This window comes from Pseudomonas sp. FSL W5-0203, assembly GCF_001896155.1.
Classification (GTDB): Bacteria; Pseudomonadota; Gammaproteobacteria; order Pseudomonadales; family Pseudomonadaceae; genus Aquipseudomonas; species Aquipseudomonas paracarnis.
Window position 1 is genome coordinate 50,603 of sequence record NZ_MPOR01000002.1, and the last position, 23,246, is coordinate 73,848.

The following is a 23,246-nucleotide window of genomic DNA, read 5'->3' on the forward strand; positions in this document are numbered from 1 at the left end:
CCGGTATGACATTTCAGTCTTGCTCGTTATAAAAACGACCTTTGCGCAGGTAACTAGCTACCGGTTCCCCAGGCTTGAGCCAATTTGCCCAATACGGAGCTGCTGGCGCCCTCGCCGCCGAGGTATTTCAGGATTACCGGGGCAAACTGGCCGATCATGCCGCTGTCCATGCCCAAGGCGCTGAAGGCGGTGTTCAAGTCATTGGTGCTTTTCACATTGCCCAATAGGCCGTCCAGGCCGCTGGTCTTGCTGCCGCCGGTTTGGCCGAGCATCCCGCTCAGGGCACCGAGGCTGCCCAATGCGTTATTACCTGACAACTTGTCGAGACCCGGCACAGTGCTGCTCAACTGCGAGAAGTCGTTGCCGCTGAGTTTGTTCTTGGCCAGGCCCAGCATGGCGCCCGTGCCGCCCACCGCTTGCTCGGGGGTGATGTTCAGTTGCGAGGTCAAGGCCGTCAGCAGGTCGGCCGTCTCCGACGTAGGCGCGGCGGCAGCGGCCTTGTTGTTGCCACCCTGCATGCCGGAAATGGCGTTGGCTGCATCGCCAAGGCTGAAACCTGCTGCGAACACCGGGCCAGCGGCCACGGTCAACAGGCAGGACAGGGCAAAACCGCGTGAAATCTTCATCGAAACAACCTCTGGGTATAGGGGTAAAAGCAGGCGTTGGACTGGGTAACCCGTCGGTTGTTCCGGAGCCCCTCAGGAACCCATCGAGGATAAGCGGGTCCATGAACTGACTATAGAATTTGTCGAGAAGAGACTTATGACTGCGATCCAACCCCCAGTGATTGAGCACAAGCCTGCGTTCTGGAGCCGCCCTCGCCTGTTCATCGGCGCCTGCGTGGTGGTGGTTGCCGGTATCGGCGGCGCGCTCTACACCCAGGACAGCGTCAAATCCGCGGCGACATTGGTGACCACGACCCAACAGCCGGCCGCACAGATCATGGCCCACAAGGACTACCTGGAAGTAGAACCGATTGCCTCCACGGCACCAGCACCGGACCAGAGCCTTGAACTCTGGGCGATTCCCAAAGACGGCACACCGGTGTCCCTTGGACTGTTGCCGGAGGATGGCAAAGGCATCATCGGCCTGAACCCACGCCAACAGGAAACCATCAGCAAGCCGGTGGAATTGATGGTGAGCTCGGAAACCAAGGGTGGTTCGGTGAGCAAGCAGCCAACAGGCCCGACCGTCTACCAGGGTGCATTGGCCACTCGCTGATCGGGCCGCACACTCGTTTCAAACTGTGGGAGCGGGCTTGCCCGCGATTGCGGTGGGTCAGCGACATAGATGTCGACTGATTAGCCGCTATCGCGGGCAAGTCCGCTCCCACATTGGCTCATCAGTGCGTTGAAAATTGGCTCCAGGCAACGAATAAGGGCGACCCATGGGTCGCCCTTTTCATTTGGCCAATGCTTATGCAGCGCTGAACAACTTGTGCGGATCAATCACAAACTTCTTCGGCACACCCGCATCGAACTCGCCATACCCGCGTGGCGCATCATCCAGGCTGATCACCTGCACACCGACGATTTCGGCGATGTTGATACGGTCCCACATGATCGCCTGCATCAGTTGACGGTTGTACTTCATCACGGGCGTCTGCCCGGTATGGAAGCTGTGGGATTTGGCCCAGCCCAGACCAAAGCGGATGCTCAGGCTGCCCATTTTCGCGGCGGCATCGACCGCACCTGGATCTTCAGTCACGTACAGACCTGGGATACCGATCTTGCCCGCCACGCGCACCACGCCCATCAGCGAGTTGAGCACCGTGGCAGGGGCTTCGGCCTTGACGCCGTCGTGGCCGTGGCCGCGTGCTTCAAAGCCCACGCAGTCAACGGCGCAGTCCACCTCCGGCTCGCCGAGCAACGCGGCGATCTGTTCGTGCAGCGGGGTGTCAGTGGACAGGTCGACCACTTCAAAACCCTGGGCCTTGGCGTGGGCCAGACGGATCGAGTTGACGTCGCCGATGATCACCACCGCTGCACCCAGCAAGCGAGCGGAGGCGGCAGCCGCCAGACCCACCGGGCCGGCACCGGCGATATAGACAGTGCTGCCTGGGCCGACGCCGGCAGTAACAGCGCCGTGGTAGCCGGTGGGCAGGATGTCGGAGAGGCAGGTCAGGTCACGGATTTTCTCCATGGCCTTGTCGCGATCCGGCAGTTTCAGCAGGTTGAAGTCGGCGTACGGCACCAGCACGTACTCGGCCTGGCCACCGGTCCAGTCGCCCATGTCGACGTAGCCATAGGCACCACCGGCACGGGCCGGGTTGACGGTCAGGCACACGCCGGTGTGTTGTTCCTTGCACGAGCGGCAGCGCCCGCAAGCAACGTTGAACGGCACGGAGACCAGGTCACCGATTTTCAGGTTCTCTACGTCGCTGCCCTTCTCGATCACTTCACCGGTGATTTCATGCCCCAGCACCAGGCCGGTCTGGGCCGTGGTGCGGCCGCGCACCATGTGTTGGTCGGAGCCGCAGATGTTGGTGGAGACCACGCGCAGGATGACGCCGTGCTCAATCTTCCTGCCGCGCGGGTCCTGCATTTTGGGATAGTCGATTTTCTGTACTTCGACCTTGCCGTTGCCGAGATACACGACACCACGATTACCAGACATGCTTTCACCTCGCTGTTGTTTTTATGGAACTGCGTTGCCCTTGGGGCAGCGCGTTAAGTGCTCGGGTACAGATGCTGTTTCTTGTGTTGCTTGTAAGGGCCTCATCGCAGGCAAGCCAGCTCCCACCGTGGATCGGGTTCACACATCCAGGAATGTGGGAGCTGGCTTGCCTGCGACAGCGATCTAGAGAACGACGGTGCGATTGGCATTCAGGAACACCCGCCGCTCGATGTGATACCCCACCGCCCGCGCCAATGTGAGCCCTTCGATATCCCGCCCCTTGGCAATCAAATCTTCGGGATAGTGGCTGTGATCTACCACCTCCACGCCTTGGGCGATGATCGGCCCTTCATCCAGATCGTTGTTGATGTAATGCGCCGTTGCGCCCACCAATTTCACGCCCTTGTTGTACGCCTGGTGATAGGGCTTGGCGCCCTTGAAGCCCGGCAGCAACGAGTGGTGAATGTTGATGGCCTTGCCGTCCAGCTTGCGGCACAGCTCTGGTGACAGCACTTGCATGTAGCGCGCAAGGATGACCAATTCGGCGCCGGTGTCTTCAATCACCTGCCACACCTGACGTTCCTGGGACGGTTTATCGTTGGGGTCCAGTGGGAAATGGTAGTAGGGAATCTGGTGCCAGTCGGCCAACGGTTTGAGATCAGGGTGGTTGGACACCACCGCGACCACGTCCATCGACAATTGGCCGATGCGCTGGCGATACAGCAGGTCGTTCAGGCAGTGATCGGCCTTGGAGACCATGATCACCACTTTGGGCCGGTAGTTCGGCGCCGTCAGTTCGAAGATCATGCCAAAGGCTTCACCACGGGTGGCCAAGCCATCGCGGAACGCCTGCTCGTCAAAGCCGTCAGGCTGACGGAACTCAACACGAATGAAAAACCGACCCGAGAGGCGGTCATCAAACGAATGGTGCTCGGTGACGTAGCTGCCTTGCTCAAACAGGTAGCGGGTGACCGCGTCCACCGTGCCGAGCACGCTGGGGCAGTCGGCGGTCAAAATCCATGTATCGGGTGCGCGGCTCATGGGTCACTCCTCAGGCTGATCGTTCCCACGCTTTGCGTGGGAATGCCGCCATGGACGCTCTGCGTCCGCTTTTGGGACGCGGGGCGTCCCGGTATGCATTCCCACGCGGAGCGTGGGAATGATCATCATGCGACAACGCTCAGGCCGAACTCAGCCGAGGCATCCTGCAACCACAACCACCAGTAATCCGAGAAGCTGCGGCGGATCAGCAGTTCCCAGGTGTCTTCAGCCGTATGACGGATCACCAGTTGCGACTTGGCGAACACCGTACCCACGGCTTTGCCAACCGGAAAGTTGTTGGGGTGTACGTCGTAGCTGGTGGACTTCATCAGCACATCGCGCACGTTAGGGCCGCTCAGTTCAAGAATCTGCTGGCCGCCGCTGACGTTGACGATCTGGATATGCAGGCCGCCCAGGGCGGCACGCAGGTTCTGTTCGGCGGCGAATTCTTCACCGCTCGGCACGATCAACAGCCACTCGTCCGGGCCGAGCCACTGAAGGCTGGTTTCACCTTTGAAGACCACACTCAGCGGGCCGGGCAGTTCAATGCCGACGGCCTTGTGTACGCCAGCGGCGAAGGCGGCGTCGTGGCCATCGCCACGGATAGTCAGATGGCCGAGGAGTTTCTTTTCACGCACGGTCACGCCGGCATTCTTGCGGCCCTTGCCGACCAGGCTGGCGAGGTCGGCATGGTGCAGCGACGACTCTGCCTTGGCGCCGGTGGTGGGGCGTTGTTGGTAAACATTGGCTGCTGTCATAAAGCACCTGTTCTGAATTCTGTTGATCGTTCCCACGCTCTGCGTGGGAATGCCGCCATGGACGCTCTGCGTCCGCCCTTGGGGCGCAGAGCGCCCCGGAATGCATTCCCACGCGGAGCGTGGGAACGATCAGGTGTCAGATGTTCTGCCGATCACCTTTCGGGTCAAAGAACACCGAAGACACAATCTCGGCCTCGATCACGCTGCCATCCGCTTGCGGCGAGAACACTCGCTCACCGATGCGCTTCAAGCCGCCCTTCACCACACCCATGGCAAACGAATAGCCCAGGGAGTTATGCGCATAACTTGAGGTAACGTGACCCACCATCTTCATCGGAATCGTCTGCTTCGGATCGAACACCAACTGCGCGCCTTCCGGCAGCCACACATTCGGATCAATCGGTTTGAGCCCCACCAACTGCTTGCGCTCTTCACGCACGCAGTCTTCACGGTTCATCCCGCGCCAGCCGATCCACGAGAACGGCTTGGTCCGGCCAACGCACCAGCCCATGTTCAGGTCGTCCGGGGTCATCGAGCCGTCGGTGTCTTGCCCGACGATGATGAAGCCCTTCTCGGCGCGCAGTACGTGCATGGTCTCGGTGCCGTACGGGGTCAGGTTGTACTGTTTGCCGGCCTCGACGATTTTTTCCAGCACGCCCATGGCGTAGTCGGCCTGCACGTTGACCTCATACGACAACTCACCGGTAAACGAGATACGGAACACCCGTGCCGGCACGCCACCCACAAGGCCTTCCTTCCAGGTCATGAACGGGAAGCCGTCCTTGTCCAGGTCGATGTCGGTGACTTCACTGAGCAGCTTGCGGCTGTTGGGGCCCGACAGGGTCATGGTTGCCCAATGGTCGGTGACCGAGGTGAAGTACACCTTGAGGTCCGGCCATTCGGTCTGCTGGTAGATTTCCAGCCACTGCAGCACGCGGGCGGCGCCGCCGGTGGTGGTGGTCATCAGGAAGTGGTTGTCGGCCAGACAGGCAGTGACGCCGTCATCGAACACCATGCCGTCTTCCTTGCACATCAGGCCGTAGCGCGCCTTGCCCACGTCGAGCTTGGTCCAGGCGTTGGTGTAGATACGGTTGAGGAACTCGCGGGCATCCGGGCCCTGAATGTCAATCTTGCCGAGGGTGGACGCGTCCAGCAGGCCGACGCTGTCACGCACCGCCAGGCATTCGCGCTTCACCGCGGCGTGCAGGTCTTCACCGTTGCGTGGGAAATACCATGGGCGTTTCCACTGGCCGACGTCCTCAAACTCGGCGCCGTTCTTCACGTGCCAGGCCTGCAGGGCGGTGTAGCGCACCGGCTCGAAGATATGCCCACAGTGACGGCCCGCTACGGCGCCGAACGTCACCGGCGTGTAGTTGGGACGGAACATGGTGGTGCCCATCTGCGGGATGGTCACGTTCAACGAACGGGCGGCGATGGCCAGGCCGTTGACGTTACCCAGCTTGCCCTGGTCAGTGCCGAAGCCCAGCGCGGTGTAGCGTTTGACGTGCTCCACCGACTCGAAACCTTCGCGGGTGGCCAGTTCGATGGCGGCGGCGGTCACGTCGTTTTGCAGGTCGACAAATTGCTTTGGCGCCCGTGCGGTAGCTTTTTCGTGGGGCACCTGGAACAGCGCCAGGGTCGGTTCTTCCAGACGGCTCAAGGCTTTTGGCAGCGTGCCTTCAACCGGGGCAAAACCGGCTTCGCTGGCTGCACGCACGCCGCCTTCAAAGCCATCGGCGAGGGAATCGCCAAGGCCGTAGACACCGTTGATGCCGCCCACGCACACGCGTTTTTGCGGTGCTTCGCCGGGTACAAACCCGAGGATATCTTCACGCCAGGTCGGTTTGCCGCCCAGGTGCGAGGCCAGGTGCACCACCGGGCTGTAACCGCCGGAGCTGGCGACCAGGTCGCAGTCCAGCCACTCGCCGGGGCTGGTGACTTTGTGCGCCTTGACGTCGATGGCTGCCACGCGGGCACCGGTCACGTGCTTACTGCCACGGGCCTCGATCACGGCGCTGCCGGTGAGGATGCGAATGCCTTTGGCGCGAGCTTCTTCAACCAGTGCCCCGCGTGGGTTGTGGCGCGCATCGGCCACCGCAACAACGGTGAGGCCCGCATCGAACCAATCCAGCGCAACGCGGTAGGCATGATCGTTGTTGGTCGACAGCAGCAGCTTTTTACCCGGTGCCACGCCGTAGCGACGCACGTAGGTAGACACCGCACCCGCGAGCATATTGCCCGGCACATCGTTGTTGCCGTACACCAGCGGACGCTCGCACGCACCGGTGGCCAGCACCACACGCTTGGCGCGTACGCGGTGAATACGCTGACGCACCACGCCAATCGGCGCACGGTCACCGAGATGGTCGGTGAGACGCTCGTGAATGGTCAGGAAGTTATGGTCGTGGTAACCGTTGACGGTGGCGCGGGGCAGCAGCACCACGTCCGGCAGGGCTTTCAATTCGGCAATGACGCCGGCAACCCATTCAGTGGCGGGCTTGCCGTCGAGGCTTTCGCGGGAATCGAGCAGCGAACCACCGAACTCTTCCTGCTCGTCGGCGATGATCACCCGAGCACCGCTGCGCGCAGCGGCCAGCGCAGCCGCAAGGCCCGCAGGGCCTGCGCCCACGACCAGCACGTCGCAATGACGGTTGAAGTTGTCGTAGGTGTCCGGGTCGTTCTCGGTGGGCGAGCGGCCAAGGCCCGCCGCCTTGCGGATGTACTTCTCGTAGGTCATCCAGAACGATTGCGGGTACATGAAGGTTTTGTAGTAGAAACCCGGCGGCATCAGCTTGCCGCCGACCTTGCCGAGAATCCCCATCATGTCGTTGTTCACGCTCGGCCAGCCGTTGGTGCTGGTAGCAACCAAGCCCTGGTACAGCGCCTGTTGGGTGGCGCGCACGTTGGGGATCTGCGTGGCTTCGGTGGCGCCGATCTGCAGCACCGCGTTCGGCTCTTCGGCGCCCGCGGCAAAGATGCCCCGTGGGCGCGAATATTTGAAGCTGCGGCCAATGATGTCGACACCGTTGGCCAGCAGGGCGGCAGCCAGGGTGTCGCCTTCAAAGCCCTTGTAGCTCTGACCGTTGAACGTAAACGTCAGGACTTTATTACGGTCGATGCGGCCACCGTTGGACAGGCGATTGATCTGGCTCATACCTTCTCTCCAGAGGCCTTGGCGGTGAACTGAGGCTTCTCACCGATCTTGTAGGTTTCAAGAATTTCGTAGGTCACAGTGTCGCGGGTGGCGTTGAAATACTGGCGGCAACCGGCGGCATGGATCCACAGTTCGTGGTGCAGGCCGCGCGGGTTATCGCGAAAGAACATGTAGTCGCCCCACTGCTCGTCGGTGCAGGCATTCGGGTCTAGCGGGCGCGGGATGTGCGCTTGGCCGGACGCGTGGAATTCCTCTTCGGAGCGCAGTTCGCCACAGTGAGGACAGAAGATATGCAACATAGGGAATTTCTCCTGTTAGTGGGCGACGGCCGCAGCGCCGTGTTCGTCGATCAACGCACCGTTGTGGAAACGGTCGATGGAAAAAGGTGCGGCCAGTGGGTGCATTTCACCCTTGGCCAGGCTGGCGGCAAACACGTTGCCTGAGCCTGGGGTGGCCTTGAAGCCGCCCGTACCCCAACCGCAGTTGAAGAACATGTTCGGTACCGGGGTCTTGGAGATGATCGGGCAGGCATCCGGCGTGGTGTCGACGATGCCGCCCCACTGGCGGTTCATGCGCACCCGTGACAGCACCGGGAACATCTCGACGATGGCCTGGATGGTGTGCTCGATCACCGGGTACGAACCGCGCTGGCCGTAACCGTTGTAGCCGTCGATACCGGCGCCGATCACCAGGTCGCCCTTGTCGGATTGGCTGATGTAACCGTGCACGGCGTTGGACATGATCACGCTGTCGATAATCGGCTTGATCGGCTCCGACACCAGGGCTTGCAGCGGGTGGGATTCGATCGGCAGGCGGAAGCCCGCCAGCGAAGCCATGTGCCCGGAATTACCGGCAGTCACCACACCGACACGCTTGGCGCCGATAAAGCCCTTGTTGGTTTCCACGCCGATGCACACGCCGTTTTCCTTGCGGAACCCGATCACTTCGGTCTGCTGGATCAGGTCCACGCCCAAGGCATCGGCAGCACGGGCAAAGCCCCAGGCCACGGCATCGTGACGGGCCACGCCGCCGCGACGTTGCACGGTGGCGCCGAGCACGGGGTAACGGGTGTTCTTGGAGCAATCCAGATACGGGATTTCGTCGGCTACTTGCTGGGCATTCAGCAGCTCGCCGTCCACACCGTTGAGGCGGTTGGCGCTCACGCGGCGTTCGGAGTCACGGATGTCCTGCAGGGTGTGGCACAGGTTGTACACGCCACGCTGGGAGAACATCACGTTGTAGTTCAGGTCCTGGGACAAACCTTCCCAGAGTTTCATGGCGTGTTCGTACAGGTGCGCCGACTCGTCCCACAGGTAGTTGGAACGCACGATGGTGGTGTTGCGCGCGGTGTTACCGCCGCCCAGCCAGCCTTTCTCGACCACCGCCACGTTGGTGATGCCGTGTTCCTTGGCCAGGTAGTAGGCGGTCGCCAGACCATGCCCGCCGCCGCCGACGATGACCACGTCGTAGACCTTTTTAGGGGTCGGCGTGCGCCACATCTTCTGCCAGTTTTCGTGATGGCTGAGGGAGTGCTTGAAGAGGCCGAAGCCTGAGTAGCGTTGCATAGTCATTACTCCAAAACCGCGCTCAGCGATAAACCGGGAAATCAGCGCACAGGGCAGACACGTGCTTGGCCACGTTGGCCTCGACGTCGGCGTCGCCGAGGTTGTCGAGGATGTCGCAGATCCAGCCGGCCAGTTCGACGCACTGCGACACCTTGAAACCACGGGTGGTCACCGCCGGGGTACCGATGCGCAGGCCCGAGGTCACGAACGGCGACTGCGGGTCATTGGGCACCGCATTTTTGTTGACGGTGATGTGGGCGCGACCCAGAGCGGCATCCGCCTCTTTGCCGGTGAGGCCTTGGCGGATCAGGCTGACCAGGAACAGGTGGTTGTCGGTGCCGCCGGAGACCACATCGTAGCCACGCTTGATGAACACTTCGGCCATGGCCTGAGCGTTATCGATCACTTGCTGCTGGTACGCCTTGAAGCCGGGCTCGAGCGCTTCCTTGAAGCACACGGCCTTGCCGGCGATCACGTGCATCAGCGGGCCGCCCTGGGCGCCGGGGAATACCGCAGCGTTGAGTTTCTTTTCGATTTCTTCGTTGGCCTTGGCCAGGATCAGGCCGCCCCGTGGACCGCGCAGGGTTTTGTGGGTGGTGGTGGTGACCACGTCGGCGTAAGGCAGCGGGTTCGGGTACAGGCCAGCGGCAACCAGGCCGGCGACGTGGGCCATGTCGACGAACAGCAGCGCGCCAACCTTGTCGGCGATCTGACGAAAGCGTGGGAAATCCAGGGTCTTGGAGTAGGCCGAGAACCCTGCCACGACCATCTTCGGCTTGTGCTCGACCGCCAGGCGCTCGACTTCGTCGTAGTCGATCAGGCCGGTGTCGGTGTTGATGCCGTACTGCACCGCGTTATACAGCTTGCCCGAGGATGACACTTTGGCGCCGTGGGTCAGGTGACCGCCGTGGGCCAGGCTCATGCCCAGGATGGTGTCGCCGGCATTGATCAGCGCCAGGTACACGGCGCTGTTGGCGGAGGAACCGGAGTGCGGTTGCACGTTGGCGTAATCGGCGCCGAACAGCTGCTTGGCGCGCTCGATGGCCAGGGCTTCGACCTTGTCCACATGCTCGCAGCCGCCGTAGTAGCGCTTGCCCGGGTAGCCTTCGGCGTATTTGTTGGTAAGGCCACTGCCTTGAGCTTCCATCACGCGCTTGCTGGTGTAGTTCTCCGACGCGATCAGCTCGATATGATCTTCCTGGCGCTGCTCCTCGGCATTCATCGCCGCCAGCAGTGCGTCGTCATATCCCTGGATCTGGTCTTGTTTGCTGAACATCGCGTCTCTCCCAGCCTTTCGTATTGTTGAGGCCCTCGCAGGGCCCTTTGATGCGATGGTAGGGCTGGCGCGTGCGGGCCAAATGCCTGCGCACGCCACGCAAAGGTGCGTTTACGACATGGACTGAAGAATGTGCAAACGCTTGTGTGGGAGCTGGCTTGCCTGCGATGGCATCGCTGCGGTGCAACTGGCAGACCAAGGTGTGTGCATCGCAGGCAAGCCAGCTCCCACAGGGGTTAGGCGATGATCTGGCGGATGAGTAGCAGCAGCAAGAAATGCAGTGGATATAAAGCATAGGCCCAACGCCGCATCGCTGGTGGCGAGACATTTTTGGCATGTCGCAACAAGACCAAACCCACCCATGGCGCAATCAGACATGTTGCCAACCCCAACAGCGCCACCGGTGTGCCGCTATTCAGCAAAATCTGCCATTGGTTGGCGGCAACACAAACCAAGCCTGGAAGCACACTGAAATACCAAGGGCGACTGAACACCAGCAACATCGCCACGGGCAGCAACACACCGAAAAAACCGAACATCAAATGTGTCGCAAACGCCCCCGCGATACTGAGCGCTAACAGCGCTAATCCTCGATCAAAAAGCGCCTTTTGCTGCCAACCTCGGGCAACCAGCAAACCTAACACCAAAGTCGGCAGCACATTCAACGTATCGGCGTCCTCGATAAATAGCCGATACGGCACTTCGCTGATCACGCTGAACAACAGCAACCAACCCAGGTAGCGCCAATGGCCGGTCACTGGGACGTAACGGACACGATGCACATTGGCCGCAATCGCCAGGCAAAACCATGGAAACGCCAGACGCCCCGGCACGTATAGCCCATCCAGGCTCAGCCCCACATAGCGCAGGTGATCGAGCACCATACTCAACAGCGCCAGCCACTTGAGCAGATCCAAAGCGCCATCTCGGACAGGTCCGACAGGCAAGGTGTGAGTACCGTGCATAATTCCCCAACGACTTTGCATTTACAGTGCGTGCGTGCCCCCGGCAATCTTGGGTAAAGTGCGCACCAACATCGACCACAGGAACGGGCCATGACCGACAAGAGCCAACAATTTGCCAGCGACAACTATTCCGGCATCTGCCCGGAAGCCTGGGCCGCCATGGAACAAGCCAACCAGGGCCATCAACGCGCCTACGGCGATGATGAATGGACCCACCGCGCCGCCGACGGTTTCCGCAATCTGTTCGAGACCGACTGCGAGGTGTTCTTCGCCTTCAACGGTACGGCTGCCAACTCCCTGGCGCTGTCCTCGTTGTGCCAGAGCTACCATAGCGTGATTTGCTCGGAAACCGCCCACGTCGAAACCGACGAATGCGGCGCGCCGGAGTTTTTCTCCAACGGCTCCAAACTGCTGGTTGCCCGTACCGAGAACGGCAAGCTGACCCCGGAGTCGATCCGCGAAATCGCCCTCAAGCGCCAGGATATCCATTATCCCAAGCCGCGCGTCGTGACCCTGACCCAGGCCACCGAAGTCGGCAGCGTGTACACCCCGGAAGAAATCCGCGCCATCAGCGCCACCTGCAAGGAACTGGGACTGAACCTGCACATGGACGGCGCACGCTTCGCCAATGCTTGTGCATTCCTGGGCTGCTCACCGGCCGACCTGACCTGGAAAGCCGGCGTCGACGTGCTGTGCTTTGGTGGTACCAAAAACGGCATGGCGGTAGGTGAAGCCATCCTGTTCTTCAATCACAAACTGGCTGAAGACTTTGACTACCGCTGCAAACAGGCCGGTCAGTTGGCGTCGAAAATGCGCTTCCTTTCTGCGCCATGGGTGGGCCTGCTGGAAAATGACGCGTGGCTCAAGCATGCACGCCACGCCAACCATTGCGCGCAATTGCTCAGCAGCCTGGTGTCGGATATTCCCGGCGTGGAATTGATGTTCCCGGTACAGGCCAACGGCGTGTTCCTGCAACTCTCGGAACCCGCGATTGCAGCGCTGACCGCCAAGGGCTGGCGCTTCTACACCTTCATCGGCAAAGGCGGTGCGCGCTTCATGTGTGCGTGGGATACCGAGGAAGAGCGTGTGAGGGAATTGGCTGCCGATATTCGGGAAGTAATGAACGCTTAACGTACGAATTCGGCCAGTTGGTACTGGCCGATTGCCGAGACTGTTTTTTGATATTTCCGACCGCTACGTAGCTCGCTTTCATTGTCTAGCCTCTTGTTACCCGCAAGGAAAACGCAGCGATAACTGCCGCCTTTCGGGTTTCATCGCCAGCCGAATAATCGGCCGCAAAGGCACATCAATGGAGAGTTTTATCATGGAATATCAAAGTAATGGCAACACACTGCAAAGCGGCGGCGGCACTAGCACCACGGTCATAGACTGGGACGAGTTCAGGAAACACGCCAAGATCGGGGACACCATTCAGGAGCCCTCAAGGACGTTGACCATCTACGACAAAGCCTACGAATTGACAAACTCAGGCCAGCACTTCGTTGTTCATATCTATGCCCAATAACTGTTAACGCCTAAGCGCCGCGTCGCAGATTCATGGCCTGCGACGCGACGCTGAATCATGATCGTTCCCGCGCTCCGCGTGGGAATGCCTCCTCGGACGCTCCGCGTCCACCCGAAATCAAGGATGAACACGTGGGCAGAAGCCGCTATGTCATCACCGAACCCGAAAAACCCCACTTCCTCACCTGCACTGTCATGGAATGGCTCCCCCTCTTCACCTGCAACTACCTGGTGGACCATCTTCTGGATTGCTGGCGATATCAACAAAGCAACCACGCTTTAAACTTGTTTGGTTACGTCATCCTGGAAAATCACTTGCACTTTATTGCTCAAGCGCCAGATCTGGGAAAGTGCGTCAGCCAATTCAAATCCTTCACCGCCCGAACCATCATTGACGACCTGCAAAGCAAAGGCGCGGAGCGGGTATTGCAGCGCCTGCGTTTCTGCAAGCGTGCACACAAGACAGATCGTGTTTATCAACTGTGGCAGGAAGGTTCACATGCGGAGTTGGTTTACAGCGAGGCAGTCATGCGCCAGAAGCTTGATTACATCCATCACAACCCCATAAAGCGGGGCTATGTGGACCTGGCTGAACACTGGCGTTACTCCAGCGCGCGCAACTATGCAGGTATGCCAGGCCTGATCGACATCCAACCTTGGCTCTGAAGATCCGCGTGCCCCTTCCCTTACGACGGGACGCGGAGCGTCCCAGGTGGCGTTACCACGCAGAGCGTGGGAACGAGCATGTGCCTGCTGCCGGAAAGATCGTTCCCGCGCTCCGCGTGGGAATGCAGCCCGTGACGCTCCGCGTCACACCCTCAATGCGGCCGGACGCGGAGCGTCCTGGACGGCGTTACCACGCAGAGCGTGGGAACGAGCATGTGCCTGCTGCCGGGAAGATCGTTCCCGCGCTCCGCGTGGGAATGCAGCCCGTGACGCTCCGCGTCACCCCTCAACTGCGGCGGGACGCGGAGCGTCCCAGGTGGCGTTACCACGCAGAGCGTGGGAACGAGCATGTACCTGCTGCCGGGAAGATCGTTCCCGCGCTCCGCGTGGGAATGCAGCCCGTGACGCTCCGCGTCACACCCTCAATGCGGCGGGACGCGGAGCGTCCTGGGAGGCGTTACCACGCAGAGCGTGGGAACGAGCATGTGCCTGCTGCCGGGAAGATCGCTCCCGCGCTCCGCGTGGGAATGCAGCCCTTGACGCTCCGCGTCACACCCTCAATGCGGCCGGACGCGGAGCGTCCTGGGCGGCGTTACCACGCAGAGCGTTAGGAACGAGCAGATCAGAATTCGATGCGTACATCACCCTTCGGCACACTGCAGCACGACAGGATGTAGCCTTCAGCCTCGTCTTCTTCGGTAATCCCGCCGTTGTGCTCCATCTCCACTTCGCCGCCCAGTTTCATCACCTTGCACGTACCGCAGATGCCCATGCCGCAGGCCTTGGGGATCAGCAGGCCGAGCTTGGCCGCTGCGGCATGCACCGTTTCCCCCGGTGCCACGCGAATGCTTTTGCCGGACGCGATAAATTCCACTTGATGCAGGTCTGCCAGGTCGATCTCCGGCGCATCCGCCGCTTGCTCGGCCTGCTCCACCGCATCGGCACGGGCTTCGGGCGGCGTCGCGCCAAACGATTCCTCGTGATAACGCGTCATGTCGAAACCGGCAACTTCCAGCAAACGCTTCACCGCGTTCATGTACGGCGTAGGGCCGCAGCAGAACACTTCGCGCTCCAGGAAGTCCGGCACCATCAGCTCCAGCATCTTGTGGTTCAGATAGCCGCGATACCCGGCCCAGGGTTCGCCCAGGCCGTGTTTTTCGCAAATCAGGTGCAGGCTGAAGTTGTCGATCCGCGACGCCATGTGCTCCAGCTCGCGGTGATAGATGATGTCCTTGGGCGAGCGGGCGCTGTGGATAAACGTCATGTCGACGTTCGCGTTGGTGTCGTAAAACCAGCGCGCCATGGACATCACCGGCGTGATCCCAACGCCACCGCTGAGGTACAGCACTTTCGGGCTTGGGAAGTCGATGGCATTGAACAGCCCGACCGGGCCGTGCACCGCCAACTCCTGGCCTTCGTGCAAAGTGTCGTGCAGCCAATTGGAAACCCGGCCGCCCGGTACGCGCTTGATGGTCACCGAGAAGCTGTAAGGCACCGACGGTGAGCTGGAAATGGTGTACGAACGCATGATCGGCTGGCCTTCGATTTCCAGCTCCAGGGTGACGAATTGCCCTGGCTTGAAAAAGAACAGGATCGGCTGATCGGCCATAAAACAGAAGGTGCGCACATCCCAGGTTTCCTGGATGACTTTGACGCAACGGACGATGTGCCGGCCATTGGCCCAGGTCTGGGTGGTTACCGGATTCAGGAAATTATTGGACATGTTGTTCTCCACCGCCGACGTCGGCCTTATGGTGGCGATTCTGCGTAACGCGAGAACCACCCATTTACCTATCTGCGACATTCACATACTTACGGCGACCAGCCCCCAAAGACAGGGGCTTGCGCGTCGGGATCAGATTGGGCCATGTCGCCCATGGATAAGGTTCGACGTTACGCCGGGCCCACACTCGCTCCCAACAAAGACGCGTTCTTTACGCCTTGCACAGCACCAACCGTAGCCACTATTCGCCGGCCACACAGAATGGCCATGAGGACACACACGATGGACGTCACCGCAACCTTAAGCTTGGGCGATCCGCTGGAACCCGCACGCAAGGCCACCGCGCAAATGCTGCAAGAGCGCGAGCGCACTTTTTCGCTGCCGCAGCCGTTCTACTCTGATGAGCGGCTGTTCGATATCGACATGCAGGAGATCTTCCAGAAAGAGTGGTTGATCGCCGGCATGACCTGCGAAATTCCTACCAAGGGCAACTACCTGACCCTGCAAGTGGGCAAGAACCCAATCATCGTGATCCGGGGTGCCGATGGCGTGGTGCATGCGTTTCACAACGTGTGCCGCCACCGTGGTTCGCGCTTGTGCACCAGCGAAAAGGGCAAGGTCGCCAAGCTGGTTTGCCACTACCACCAGTGGACCTACGAGCTGGACGGCCGCCTGCTGTTCGCCGGCACCGAGATGGGCGCCGATTTCGACATGAAGCAGTACGGTTTGAAGCCGGTGAACGTGAAGACCGCTGGCGGCTATATCTTTATCAGCCTGGCCGAAAACCCGCCGGCCATCGATGACTTCCTGTCGACGCTCAGCCATTACATGGAGCCCTACGACATGGAGAACACCAAGGTGGCGATCCAGACCACCTTGTTCGAAAAAGCCAACTGGAAGCTGGTGCTGGAAAACAACCGCGAGTGCTACCACTGCAACGCCTCGCACCCGGAACTGCTCAAAACCCTGCTGGAATGGGACGACGTTACCGACCCACGTGCCGACCAGGCGTTCAAGGACCACGTAGCCGCCTCCGCCGCCGCCTGGGATGCCGAGAAGATCCCTTACGCCCACGCCAGCTTCGGCCTGCGTAACCGGATTGTGCGCATGCCGCTACTCAAGGGCACCGTGTCGATGACCCTGGATGGCAAACAAGGTTGTGCCAAGCTCATGGGCCGCATCAAGAACCCGGACCTGGGCTCGATGCGCATCCTGCACCTGCCGCACTCCTGGAACCACTGCATGGGCGACCACATCATTGTGTTCACCGTGTGGCCCATCAGCGCCCAGGAAACCATGGTTACCACCAAGTGGATCGTGCACAAGGACGCCGTGGAAGGCGTGGACTACGACGTGGAACGCATGCGCCAAGTGTGGGACGCCACCAACGACCAGGACCGCCGCCTGGCCGAAGAGAACCAGCGCGGGATCAACTCCACCGCTTACCAACCCGGCCCGTACTCCAAGACCTATGAATTTGGCGTGGTGAATTTTGTGGATTGGTACAGCGAGCGCATGCTGAGCAACCTGGGTGCGGCGCCGGCGCCTTATCTCAAAGGCGTAGCTGCTCACGAATAACGCTTGTTTGGGAGCGGGCTTGCCCGCGATGGCATGGTGTCTGTCAAAGTCTGTATTGGCTGATAGACCGCTATCGCAGGCAAGCCAGCTCCCACATTAGGACAGATTAGCTGTTCAAAATTCGATCAGCTCTGATACAGCCCTTTACCACCCTGCCCTCCAGCCTTTACCCAACAACTTATCCACAAAGCCACCCACAGCAATTGTGGGCAATTGCGTCGTGGACGAAAATTAAATCAAGAAAATCCGTGACTTATTCAAACTTCCGGGTTTCAGCTCAAGCTGATCATTTATTGATCAAACCTCCAAGAGCCTTGTTTGGCGTGGCTTGCAGCGGTAAGCGAACACCTTATCCACAGATGCGCCAACAGACTTTGGGGGCAACTTTGTCTGGGCTGTGGAAAACCACCTAAAGTCGCTATTTCCGCGGGTCATGAGACGTTTTAAGGGTTAAATACAGTGTTTTGGTGATTTTTTAACCAACCCTCTGTAGGCCTCGTATTACCTGGCCTACAACGGATAGCGAACATCTTATCCACAGATCCGCCAACAGACTTTGGGGGCAAGTTATAAAATCCGCTTAGCTTTATCCACAGCAAAACCCTAGAGAAAACCGCCACTTAGCCTGATCATTTTTCAGCCAATAGCGTACAGGCCTTTAAATACGTGCCCTGCGGACAAACACAAACACCTTATCCACAGGCACGTGCACAGCGATTGTGGGTAATTGCCCGCTTGTCCGTTCCTTGTGCGGAAACGCTCAAATTTAAACTTCATCTACACTCTTTCTTGCAGTTATATCCATTGGCCCAGGTGAGTACAGAAGTCCTTGGCGCAAAAGAGGAGATAGACCGGTGACGTGGCAGGGCAATCCCAGCCATCACCGCGCCAAAGGTTTTACGCTGATTGAATTACTACTGACGCTGGCCTCACTGGCCACGCTTTCGACAGTGGCTTATCCGCTGACGGCGCTGATGGGTCAACACATTCGGGAACTCGACTTGCAGCGTTCGCTGCGAGACATTCGCTATGCCATCGATGCTTACAAAACGCTAACAACACACTGAGCGTTCCAGCAGTTCGGAACTTGTTTGTCTGAATTGAAGGTGGACTAGAGCATGAATAATTTACAGCAACATACGAACGTTCTCATCAAGTGGCTGCTGGCAGCGGTGCTTCTGGCCCCCCTGTTGGTCATGGCACACGGTGCCGTCGATGAGCCGGTATCACGCCAGGTTCATTGCAAAGCGCTTCCAGATTTCTGGTCGGGAAACCCCAGCGATCCAGGATGCGCGGCGTTAGCCAAAACAAGCGGACAGTATCCAGGCCAGCAATGGAATGAAGTTGCCCATTTAATTGCTGCCCCGGGGTATAACGACCCGGAAATCGTTAAAAAAGCAGTTCCAGATGGGCAGCTATGTTCAGCAGGTGACAAGAAGAAAGACGGCCTTAACTTGGTGTCAAATGATTGGTACCGGACGGACGTCACGCCTCACGACGGTAAAATGAACGTTCGCATCATCGGTACGGCCCCTCACGTCCCCAGTTTTGCAAAGGTATTCCTGACAAAACCTGGCTTTGATCCGACCACAGCACCGCTGACCTGGAATGATTTGGTCCTTATCCATACCGAGCAACTGACAGTCGCTCAAACCGACTGGGGCACCAGGCCGCCTGCCATTTCGTCTTCGGGGTACTTCAGATTTCCAGTGCCTATCCCTGCAGAACAATTCGGCAACGCGACCCTCTTCGTGCAATGGCAACGAATTGACCCGGCCGGGGAAGGATTCTACAACTGCAGTGATATCAATATTATCGGGGCAGGCGTTCCCGAGCGGTGGTTTGATCTGGGGCAATTCATCGATGCCGTCATGAAAGACCTCACCCCAGGAAACGCCGTTCACTTCCGTATTCTGGACAACACGCCACAAGCGAAAGAGGTCGTAGACATTACCCTGCCCATTGACGCAAACAATCTGGACGCGAAGATATGGGGCCCGCAACTGGCCAATCAAATCCCTTCAAGCATCGCCAAAGTAGGGGAAAAAGACGGCAATGACATTGTGTTCAACACGGCTGATCCGCAGGTCAATTCGGTATTCGTACAGGTCAAGGGTTACTCCAAGGCCATGGCGATAGTCGAAGCGGGCGGTGGGGAATACCCCGCGTACGTGCCGAACAAGAGCCCCCCTTACAAGCCACGTGACGTTGTATCTAACAAGGGCGCCAATTATGTGTGCAAACCCTACCCAAATAGCGGCTGGTGCTCGCAATCACCCAGCTATTACGAACCTGGTGTAGGCAGCCAATGGAACGATGCGTGGGATAAGAAAGACTGAGAAGTAAAATGTCTGTTGCGAGACAAACGCTGTGGTGTATACAGCGTTTGCCTCGCTATCTTTTCAGAAGAGCTTAGCGAACCACGCCTTCCTCTATCAGCAACTTGAGAATCGCCTGCGCGCCCTCTTCGGCGCTGACGCCCTTGAGCACCTGCCCCCCACCCCCACTGGCCTTGGCTGTGGCAGCTTTCATACGATCGGCGCCGCTCTTGGCCTTGATCACCTTGAGGCGCTTGGGCCGCGGTTTGGCCGGTTGCAGCAGTGCGTCTGTGAATAACTCATCCTGTTCAATCTCGACGTCATGGGCTGCCAACTCACCCCGTTGCGCCGGGCCGTAGGCGCTCTGGCGTGGTTTGGGCGCGGCGTTATCCACAGTGGCAAGAAACGGCAGGCGCACCTTCAAGCGCCGCCGCTGGCCGCGAGGCAGCGCCTGCAGCACCAGGGCTACGCCGGCGTCGATGGACTCCACCTGCGCCAGCCCCACAATCAGCGGCCAGCCCAGTTGTTCGGCCAACAGGAACGGCAGCATCCCCGAACCTTCGCCGGTTTCTGCCTGGCTTCCGGTCAGTACCACTTGGGCGCCCGCGTCGCGCAGATACTCGCTGAGCACCGGCAACGCATCGGCGCCCGCCGGCTGTTCGAGTACCTGCAGTTGCGGCAGGCCCATGCCCAGGTAGCTGCGCAGGGTCGGCTCGCTGACATCACCCGCGTGCAGCACCTGCAACTTATCCCCAGCCAGTTGCAGCCCCAACTCTACCGCGCGCGCGTCCTGCTCGGCACGGCGTGGACGCCCGGAGGTGGGGTGAGCGCCGATGGACACCAGGCTGAATACAGTGTTGGTCATGGTCATATCCTCAGGCTGCATCGCGCTTGGCGCCGTTGCGGTAGGTCTCGACCGCCGCGATCAAGGCGTGCAGTATCGCGGCGCTTTCGCCGATCACCGACAGGTCGGCACGCTTGATCATGTCGCACCCTGGGTCGAGGTTGATCGCCACCACCTTGTCGCAGCCACCGATGCCTTGCAGGTGCTGGATCGCCCCGGAAATCCCGACGGCCACGTACACCCGCGCAGTGACCCAGGTGCCGCTGGCGCCGACCTGGCGATCGCGCGCCATGAAGCCATCGTCCACTGCCACCCGCGAGGCGCCTTCGGTGGCGCCCAGGGCCGCGGCGGTCTGGTGGAATAGCGCCCAGTCCTTTACGCCGTTGCCACCGGAGAAAATGAACTCTGCCTCGGCCATCGGAATCGCTGCCGGGTCGACCGCCACCGCGCCGAGATCTTCGATACGCGGCAGACTGCGCGCCAGGCCTGTGGATAACTCCACGGGCAAGACTTCGTGGCGGGTTTCGCTGACCGGATCGGCACATTCGGCGGCGGCGAGGATCAGACGGGGCAACGGTCGCGCCAGGTCTTCCTGGCCGGCACCGGCACGGCCGATGCACTCCTCGCCCTTGATCTGCCACACCCGCGTCGCCGGGCGTTCCTTGAGGCTGGCGGCAAAGCGTCGCCCCAGTTCGCCACCACCGCTGCGGCTATCTGGCAGCAACCAGTGGCGCGGGCTGAATTGGTTATCCACAGCGCGCAGGCCCTGCACCCGTTGCTCCGGTGCATAACCCTCGAACTCATGCCCTTCCAGCACCAGCAGACGGTCGACGCCGGCCGTGGCAAAGGCGCTTTCCTTGTGTTCACCGAATACCACCGCCAATACCGCGCCGTCACTGCCAGCCAACTGGCGCGCCAGGCCAAGCAGGTCACGGTCGTGGCTGCTCAGACGGCCACCAACCATGTCCGGCACCACGTTGATATAGAACGCCGGGGTCGGCACCTGATGCAGCGGCAATTGCACTTGCACTGCCGCGCTGCGCTTGGCCGCGCCGCCCTGCTGGGCACCGCTGCGGTCGATGCGCTTGATGCCGTTGGGCCCGATAAAACCGACACCATGCACGTTTTTGCGAATGATACCGTTGGGCCCCATCCAGCTGTGTTGCACCGGCTGCATCGCCGCGTGCAACGGGTGCAGGCGGTTACGGGCGATCCATTCGGCCCGGGGGTCGCGGCGGATAATATCGCTCATCAGTGCACCTCCGCAGGTTCACGCTTGAGGGGGACTTTGGCCGGCGCGGCGTCTTCAAGCAACGCGTCGGCTACCAGTTCGGCGATGTCTTTGATCAACGGGCGCGGTTCGACCACGCCTTCAAGCATCGCGGTGCATTGCGGGCAACCCACGGCCACCAGTTCGGCACCGGTCTCGCGGATGTCGTCCATGCGCATATCGGGGATACGTTGCTTGCCGGGGATATCTGTGATCGGCGCGCCGCCACCGCCACCGCAACAGCGTGAACGGAAGCCCGAGCGTTGCATTTCCTTGACCTCGATACCCAACGCCCGCAGCACTTGGCGCGGCGCCTCGTATTCACCGTTGTAGCGGCCCAGGTAGCAGGGGTCGTGGTAGGTCACGCTGTTGCCTTTGTGCTGGCCCAGGTTCAGCGCGCCCTCGCCAATCAGCTCGGCCATGAAGGTGCTGTGGTGCTGCACCCGGTAGTTGCCGTTGAAGGCACCGTATTCGTTTTTCAGCACATGGAAACTATGCGGGTCGCAGGTGACGATGCGCTTGAAGCTGTACTTGGCCAGGGTCTGAATATTGCGCGTGGCCAGCAGCTGGAATGTCGCCTCATCGCCGAGGCGCCGCGCCACGTCACCGCTGTCGCGTTCTTCCAGGCCAAGCACGGCGAAGTCGACCTTGGCGGCCTTGAGCACTTTGACGAAGGCGCGCAGGGTACGTTGGTTACGCATGTCGAAGGCGCCATCGCCGACCCAGAACAGCACATCGCAACTGCCTTTGTCGCTGAGCAACGGCAAGTTCAGGTCTGCCGCCCAGTTCAGACGACCACCGGGTGCGAAACCGCCGGGGTTGTCGGTAGCGATCAGGTTTTCCAGGACTTCGGCGCCCTTGTTCGGCGTGGCGCCTTTCTCCAGGGTGAGGTGGCGACGCATGTCGACGATGGCGTCTACGTGCTCGATCATCATCGGGCACTCTTCCACGCAAGCGCGACAGGTGGTGCACGACCACAGGGTCTCGGCGTCCACCAGGCCGTTGACGATCGGCTGGTGCGGGTTGCCGCCGTGTTCGCCCACCGGTTTGCCGGGGTACGGGCTGCCGGCGAACTTGGCATCGGTGCCACCGGCCAAGCCGACCACCATGTCCTGGATCAGCTTTTTCGGGTTCAGTGGCTGGCCGGCGGCAAACGCCGGGCATGCTGCTTCGCACTTGCCGCACTGCACGCAGGCGTCGAAGCCGAGCAGTTGGTTCCAGGTGAAGTCCTTGGGTTTTTCTACGCCCAGCGGCGCGGTTTTATCACTGAGGTCCAGCGGCTTCAGACCGGTGGAGCGGCCACCGCCAAAGCGCTCGGCGCGACGGTGCCAGGCCAGATGCAGGGCACCGGCGAAGGCGTGTTTCATCGGCCCGCCCCAAGTCATGCCGAAGAACATTTCGGACACGCCCCACAGCACGCCCACGCTCAGCAAAGCCGCGAGCAGCCAGCCGCCGAAATCGGCGGGCAGAATCCCGGCCACCGGCAAGGTCACCAGGAAGAAGCTCACCGAGAACGCCATCAGGCTTTTCGGCAGGCGCATCCACGGGCCTTTGGACAAGCGGGCAGGCGGATTGCGGCGGCGCAGGTACATGAAGATCGCGCCGACAAACATCAATGTCGATGCCAGCAGCAGCGCATAGCCAAGAATGCGGCTCTGCAGGCCGAAGCCGTGCACCAGGATCGCCAGCAGCGCCGACAGCACAAAGCCGAGCGCCGTGGCTACGTGGGTGTTGGCGATGTATTTGTCACGGGCGACCACGTGGTGCAGGTCGACCATGTAGCGCTTGGGCATGGCCAAAAGGCCACCCAGCAGGTCGACTTTGGACGCGCGGCCACGGCGCCACATGTTCAACCGGCGCAAGGCGCCGAGGACGGCGAGGCCCAGGGCGGCAAACAAGAGAATAGGCAGCAAGGTATTCAACATGGTGAAGCTCCCACGAAGATCGT

Annotated in this window: 20 protein-coding genes; 7 read left to right on the forward strand and 13 right to left on the reverse strand. The window is 60.4% G+C overall.

Going from position 1 to position 23,246, the window contains the following annotated elements; genetic code table 11:
- Nucleotides 1-53: 53 nt before the first annotated feature.
- The gene (locus BOP96_RS02450; protein WP_020302147.1) at nucleotides 54-626 is read right to left on the reverse strand and encodes a DUF2780 domain-containing protein; all 573 of its coding nucleotides are present in this window, start codon (nucleotides 624-626) and stop codon (nucleotides 54-56) included.
- A 136-nt stretch (nucleotides 627-762) separates the two neighbouring features.
- Here BOP96_RS02450 and BOP96_RS02455 point away from each other — a divergent pair, with 136 nt between their 5' ends.
- Entirely contained in the window at nucleotides 763-1,221 is a 459-nt protein-coding gene (locus BOP96_RS02455) for an anti-sigma factor domain-containing protein (protein WP_019817428.1), read from the forward strand.
- A 195-nt stretch (nucleotides 1,222-1,416) separates the two neighbouring features.
- Here the strand turns inward: BOP96_RS02455 and fdhA are convergent, their stop codons facing one another.
- The 8 genes from fdhA to BOP96_RS02495 form a co-directional block, all read right to left on the reverse strand.
- Entirely contained in the window at nucleotides 1,417-2,616 is a 1,200-nt protein-coding gene (gene fdhA / locus BOP96_RS02460) for a formaldehyde dehydrogenase, glutathione-independent (RefSeq protein WP_014720230.1), read from the reverse strand.
- Nucleotides 2,617-2,799: 183 nt separating this feature from the next.
- Nucleotides 2,800-3,657 carry a formyltetrahydrofolate deformylase gene (gene purU / locus BOP96_RS02465; RefSeq protein WP_073451763.1) on the reverse strand — a complete coding sequence of 286 codons (858 nt, stop codon included), beginning with the start codon at nucleotides 3,655-3,657 and terminating at the stop codon, nucleotides 2,800-2,802.
- 125 nt (nucleotides 3,658-3,782) lie between these two features.
- Nucleotides 3,783-4,415, reverse strand: a complete 633-nt coding sequence (locus BOP96_RS02470; protein ID WP_019817430.1) for a sarcosine oxidase subunit gamma — start codon at nucleotides 4,413-4,415, stop codon at nucleotides 3,783-3,785.
- 136 nt (nucleotides 4,416-4,551) lie between these two features.
- Nucleotides 4,552-7,569 carry a sarcosine oxidase subunit alpha gene (locus BOP96_RS02475; protein WP_014720233.1) on the reverse strand — a complete coding sequence of 1,006 codons (3,018 nt, stop codon included), beginning with the start codon at nucleotides 7,567-7,569 and terminating at the stop codon, nucleotides 4,552-4,554.
- Nucleotides 7,566-7,868: a sarcosine oxidase subunit delta gene (locus BOP96_RS02480; protein WP_003194855.1), complete on the reverse strand. Its 303-nt coding sequence runs from the start codon at nucleotides 7,866-7,868 to the stop codon at nucleotides 7,566-7,568. Before BOP96_RS02480 ends, BOP96_RS02475 begins: the two co-directional genes overlap by 4 nt.
- A 15-nt stretch (nucleotides 7,869-7,883) precedes the next feature.
- On the reverse strand, nucleotides 7,884-9,134 hold the full coding sequence (locus BOP96_RS02485; RefSeq protein ID WP_003176546.1) for a sarcosine oxidase subunit beta: 1,251 nt from the start codon (nucleotides 9,132-9,134) through the stop codon (nucleotides 7,884-7,886).
- A gap of 22 nt (nucleotides 9,135-9,156) precedes the next feature.
- Nucleotides 9,157-10,410 carry a serine hydroxymethyltransferase gene (gene glyA / locus BOP96_RS02490; RefSeq protein WP_020302144.1) on the reverse strand — a complete coding sequence of 418 codons (1,254 nt, stop codon included), beginning with the start codon at nucleotides 10,408-10,410 and terminating at the stop codon, nucleotides 9,157-9,159.
- A gap of 236 nt (nucleotides 10,411-10,646) precedes the next feature.
- Complete coding sequence (locus tag BOP96_RS02495; protein WP_014720234.1) at nucleotides 10,647-11,375, reverse strand: TraX family protein; 729 nt, start codon at nucleotides 11,373-11,375, stop codon at nucleotides 10,647-10,649.
- Between the two features lie 90 nt (nucleotides 11,376-11,465).
- Between BOP96_RS02495 and BOP96_RS02500 the strand changes: the two genes are divergently transcribed.
- From BOP96_RS02500 to BOP96_RS02510, 3 genes are all read left to right on the forward strand, one after another.
- Nucleotides 11,466-12,506 (forward strand): threonine aldolase family protein, encoded by a 1,041-nt coding sequence (locus tag BOP96_RS02500; RefSeq protein ID WP_014720235.1) that lies wholly within the window; start codon nucleotides 11,466-11,468, stop codon nucleotides 12,504-12,506.
- 193 nt (nucleotides 12,507-12,699) lie between these two features.
- Complete coding sequence (locus tag BOP96_RS02505) at nucleotides 12,700-12,900, forward strand: hypothetical protein (protein ID WP_014720236.1); 201 nt, start codon at nucleotides 12,700-12,702, stop codon at nucleotides 12,898-12,900.
- Nucleotides 12,901-13,031: 131 nt separating this feature from the next.
- A complete protein-coding gene (locus tag BOP96_RS02510; protein ID WP_020302143.1) occupies nucleotides 13,032-13,565 on the forward strand; it encodes an REP-associated tyrosine transposase in 534 nt (177 codons plus the stop codon).
- Between the two features lie 622 nt (nucleotides 13,566-14,187).
- On the opposite strand, the gene gbcB is transcribed toward BOP96_RS02510, so the two are convergent.
- On the reverse strand, nucleotides 14,188-15,288 hold the full coding sequence (gene gbcB, locus BOP96_RS02520) for a glycine-betaine demethylase subunit GbcB (protein ID WP_014720237.1): 1,101 nt from the start codon (nucleotides 15,286-15,288) through the stop codon (nucleotides 14,188-14,190).
- Nucleotides 15,289-15,570: 282 nt separating this feature from the next.
- On the opposite strand from gbcB, the gene gbcA reads away from it, so the two are divergent.
- The 3 genes from gbcA to BOP96_RS02540 all read left to right on the forward strand — a co-directional run bounded on the left by gbcA (nucleotide 15,571) and on the right by BOP96_RS02540 (nucleotide 19,205).
- On the forward strand, nucleotides 15,571-16,866 hold the full coding sequence (gbcA, locus tag BOP96_RS02530) for a glycine-betaine demethylase subunit GbcA (RefSeq protein ID WP_014720238.1): 1,296 nt from the start codon (nucleotides 15,571-15,573) through the stop codon (nucleotides 16,864-16,866).
- Nucleotides 16,867-17,720: 854 nt separating this feature from the next.
- Entirely contained in the window at nucleotides 17,721-17,933 is a 213-nt protein-coding gene (locus tag BOP96_RS02535) for a prepilin-type N-terminal cleavage/methylation domain-containing protein (protein ID WP_014720239.1), read from the forward strand.
- A 51-nt stretch (nucleotides 17,934-17,984) separates the two neighbouring features.
- Nucleotides 17,985-19,205, forward strand: coding sequence for a lytic polysaccharide monooxygenase (locus tag BOP96_RS02540; RefSeq protein WP_038451788.1), 1,221 nt, complete (start codon nucleotides 17,985-17,987; stop codon nucleotides 19,203-19,205).
- Between the two features lie 73 nt (nucleotides 19,206-19,278).
- On the opposite strand, the gene etfB is transcribed toward BOP96_RS02540, so the two are convergent.
- The 3 genes from etfB to dgcB are packed head-to-tail and all read right to left on the reverse strand — an operon-like array spanning nucleotide 19,279 to nucleotide 23,223.
- Nucleotides 19,279-20,055: an electron transfer flavoprotein subunit beta gene (gene etfB / locus BOP96_RS02545; RefSeq protein WP_165901703.1), complete on the reverse strand. Its 777-nt coding sequence runs from the start codon at nucleotides 20,053-20,055 to the stop codon at nucleotides 19,279-19,281.
- 4 nt (nucleotides 20,056-20,059) lie between these two features.
- Nucleotides 20,060-21,280 (reverse strand): electron transfer flavoprotein subunit alpha, encoded by a 1,221-nt coding sequence (gene etfA / locus BOP96_RS02550; protein WP_073451767.1) that lies wholly within the window; start codon nucleotides 21,278-21,280, stop codon nucleotides 20,060-20,062.
- Nucleotides 21,280-23,223, reverse strand: coding sequence for a dimethylglycine demethylation protein DgcB (gene dgcB, locus BOP96_RS02555; protein ID WP_073451769.1), 1,944 nt, complete (start codon nucleotides 23,221-23,223; stop codon nucleotides 21,280-21,282). Before dgcB ends, etfA begins: the two co-directional genes overlap by 1 nt.
- Nucleotides 23,224-23,246 lie beyond the last annotated feature (23 nt).

Coding starts and splice junctions, on each gene's coding strand:
- BOP96_RS02450 (WP_020302147.1), bottom strand. CDS start 626: ATGAAGATTTCACGCGGTTTTGCCCTGTCCTGCCTGTTGACCGTGGCC.
- fdhA (WP_014720230.1), bottom strand. CDS start 2,616: ATGTCTGGTAATCGTGGTGTCGTGTATCTCGGCAACGGCAAGGTCGAA.
- BOP96_RS02495 (WP_014720234.1), bottom strand. CDS start 11,375: ATGCACGGTACTCACACCTTGCCTGTCGGACCTGTCCGAGATGGCGCT.
- BOP96_RS02470 (WP_019817430.1), bottom strand. CDS start 4,415: ATGACAGCAGCCAATGTTTACCAACAACGCCCCACCACCGGCGCCAAG.
- purU (WP_073451763.1), bottom strand. CDS start 3,657: ATGAGCCGCGCACCCGATACATGGATTTTGACCGCCGACTGCCCCAGC.
- BOP96_RS02505 (WP_014720236.1), top strand. CDS start 12,700: ATGGAATATCAAAGTAATGGCAACACACTGCAAAGCGGCGGCGGCACT.
- dgcB (WP_073451769.1), bottom strand. CDS start 23,223: ATGTTGAATACCTTGCTGCCTATTCTCTTGTTTGCCGCCCTGGGCCTC.
- gbcA (WP_014720238.1), top strand. CDS start 15,571: ATGGACGTCACCGCAACCTTAAGCTTGGGCGATCCGCTGGAACCCGCA.
- BOP96_RS02500 (WP_014720235.1), top strand. CDS start 11,466: ATGACCGACAAGAGCCAACAATTTGCCAGCGACAACTATTCCGGCATC.
- etfA (WP_073451767.1), bottom strand. CDS start 21,280: ATGAGCGATATTATCCGCCGCGACCCCCGGGCCGAATGGATCGCCCGT.
- BOP96_RS02455 (WP_019817428.1), top strand. CDS start 763: ATGACTGCGATCCAACCCCCAGTGATTGAGCACAAGCCTGCGTTCTGG.
- etfB (WP_165901703.1), bottom strand. CDS start 20,055: ATGACCATGACCAACACTGTATTCAGCCTGGTGTCCATCGGCGCTCAC.
- glyA (WP_020302144.1), bottom strand. CDS start 10,410: ATGTTCAGCAAACAAGACCAGATCCAGGGATATGACGACGCACTGCTG.
- BOP96_RS02480 (WP_003194855.1), bottom strand. CDS start 7,868: ATGTTGCATATCTTCTGTCCTCACTGTGGCGAACTGCGCTCCGAAGAG.
- BOP96_RS02485 (WP_003176546.1), bottom strand. CDS start 9,134: ATGCAACGCTACTCAGGCTTCGGCCTCTTCAAGCACTCCCTCAGCCAT.
- gbcB (WP_014720237.1), bottom strand. CDS start 15,288: ATGTCCAATAATTTCCTGAATCCGGTAACCACCCAGACCTGGGCCAAT.
- BOP96_RS02475 (WP_014720233.1), bottom strand. CDS start 7,569: ATGAGCCAGATCAATCGCCTGTCCAACGGTGGCCGCATCGACCGTAAT.
- BOP96_RS02540 (WP_038451788.1), top strand. CDS start 17,985: ATGAATAATTTACAGCAACATACGAACGTTCTCATCAAGTGGCTGCTG.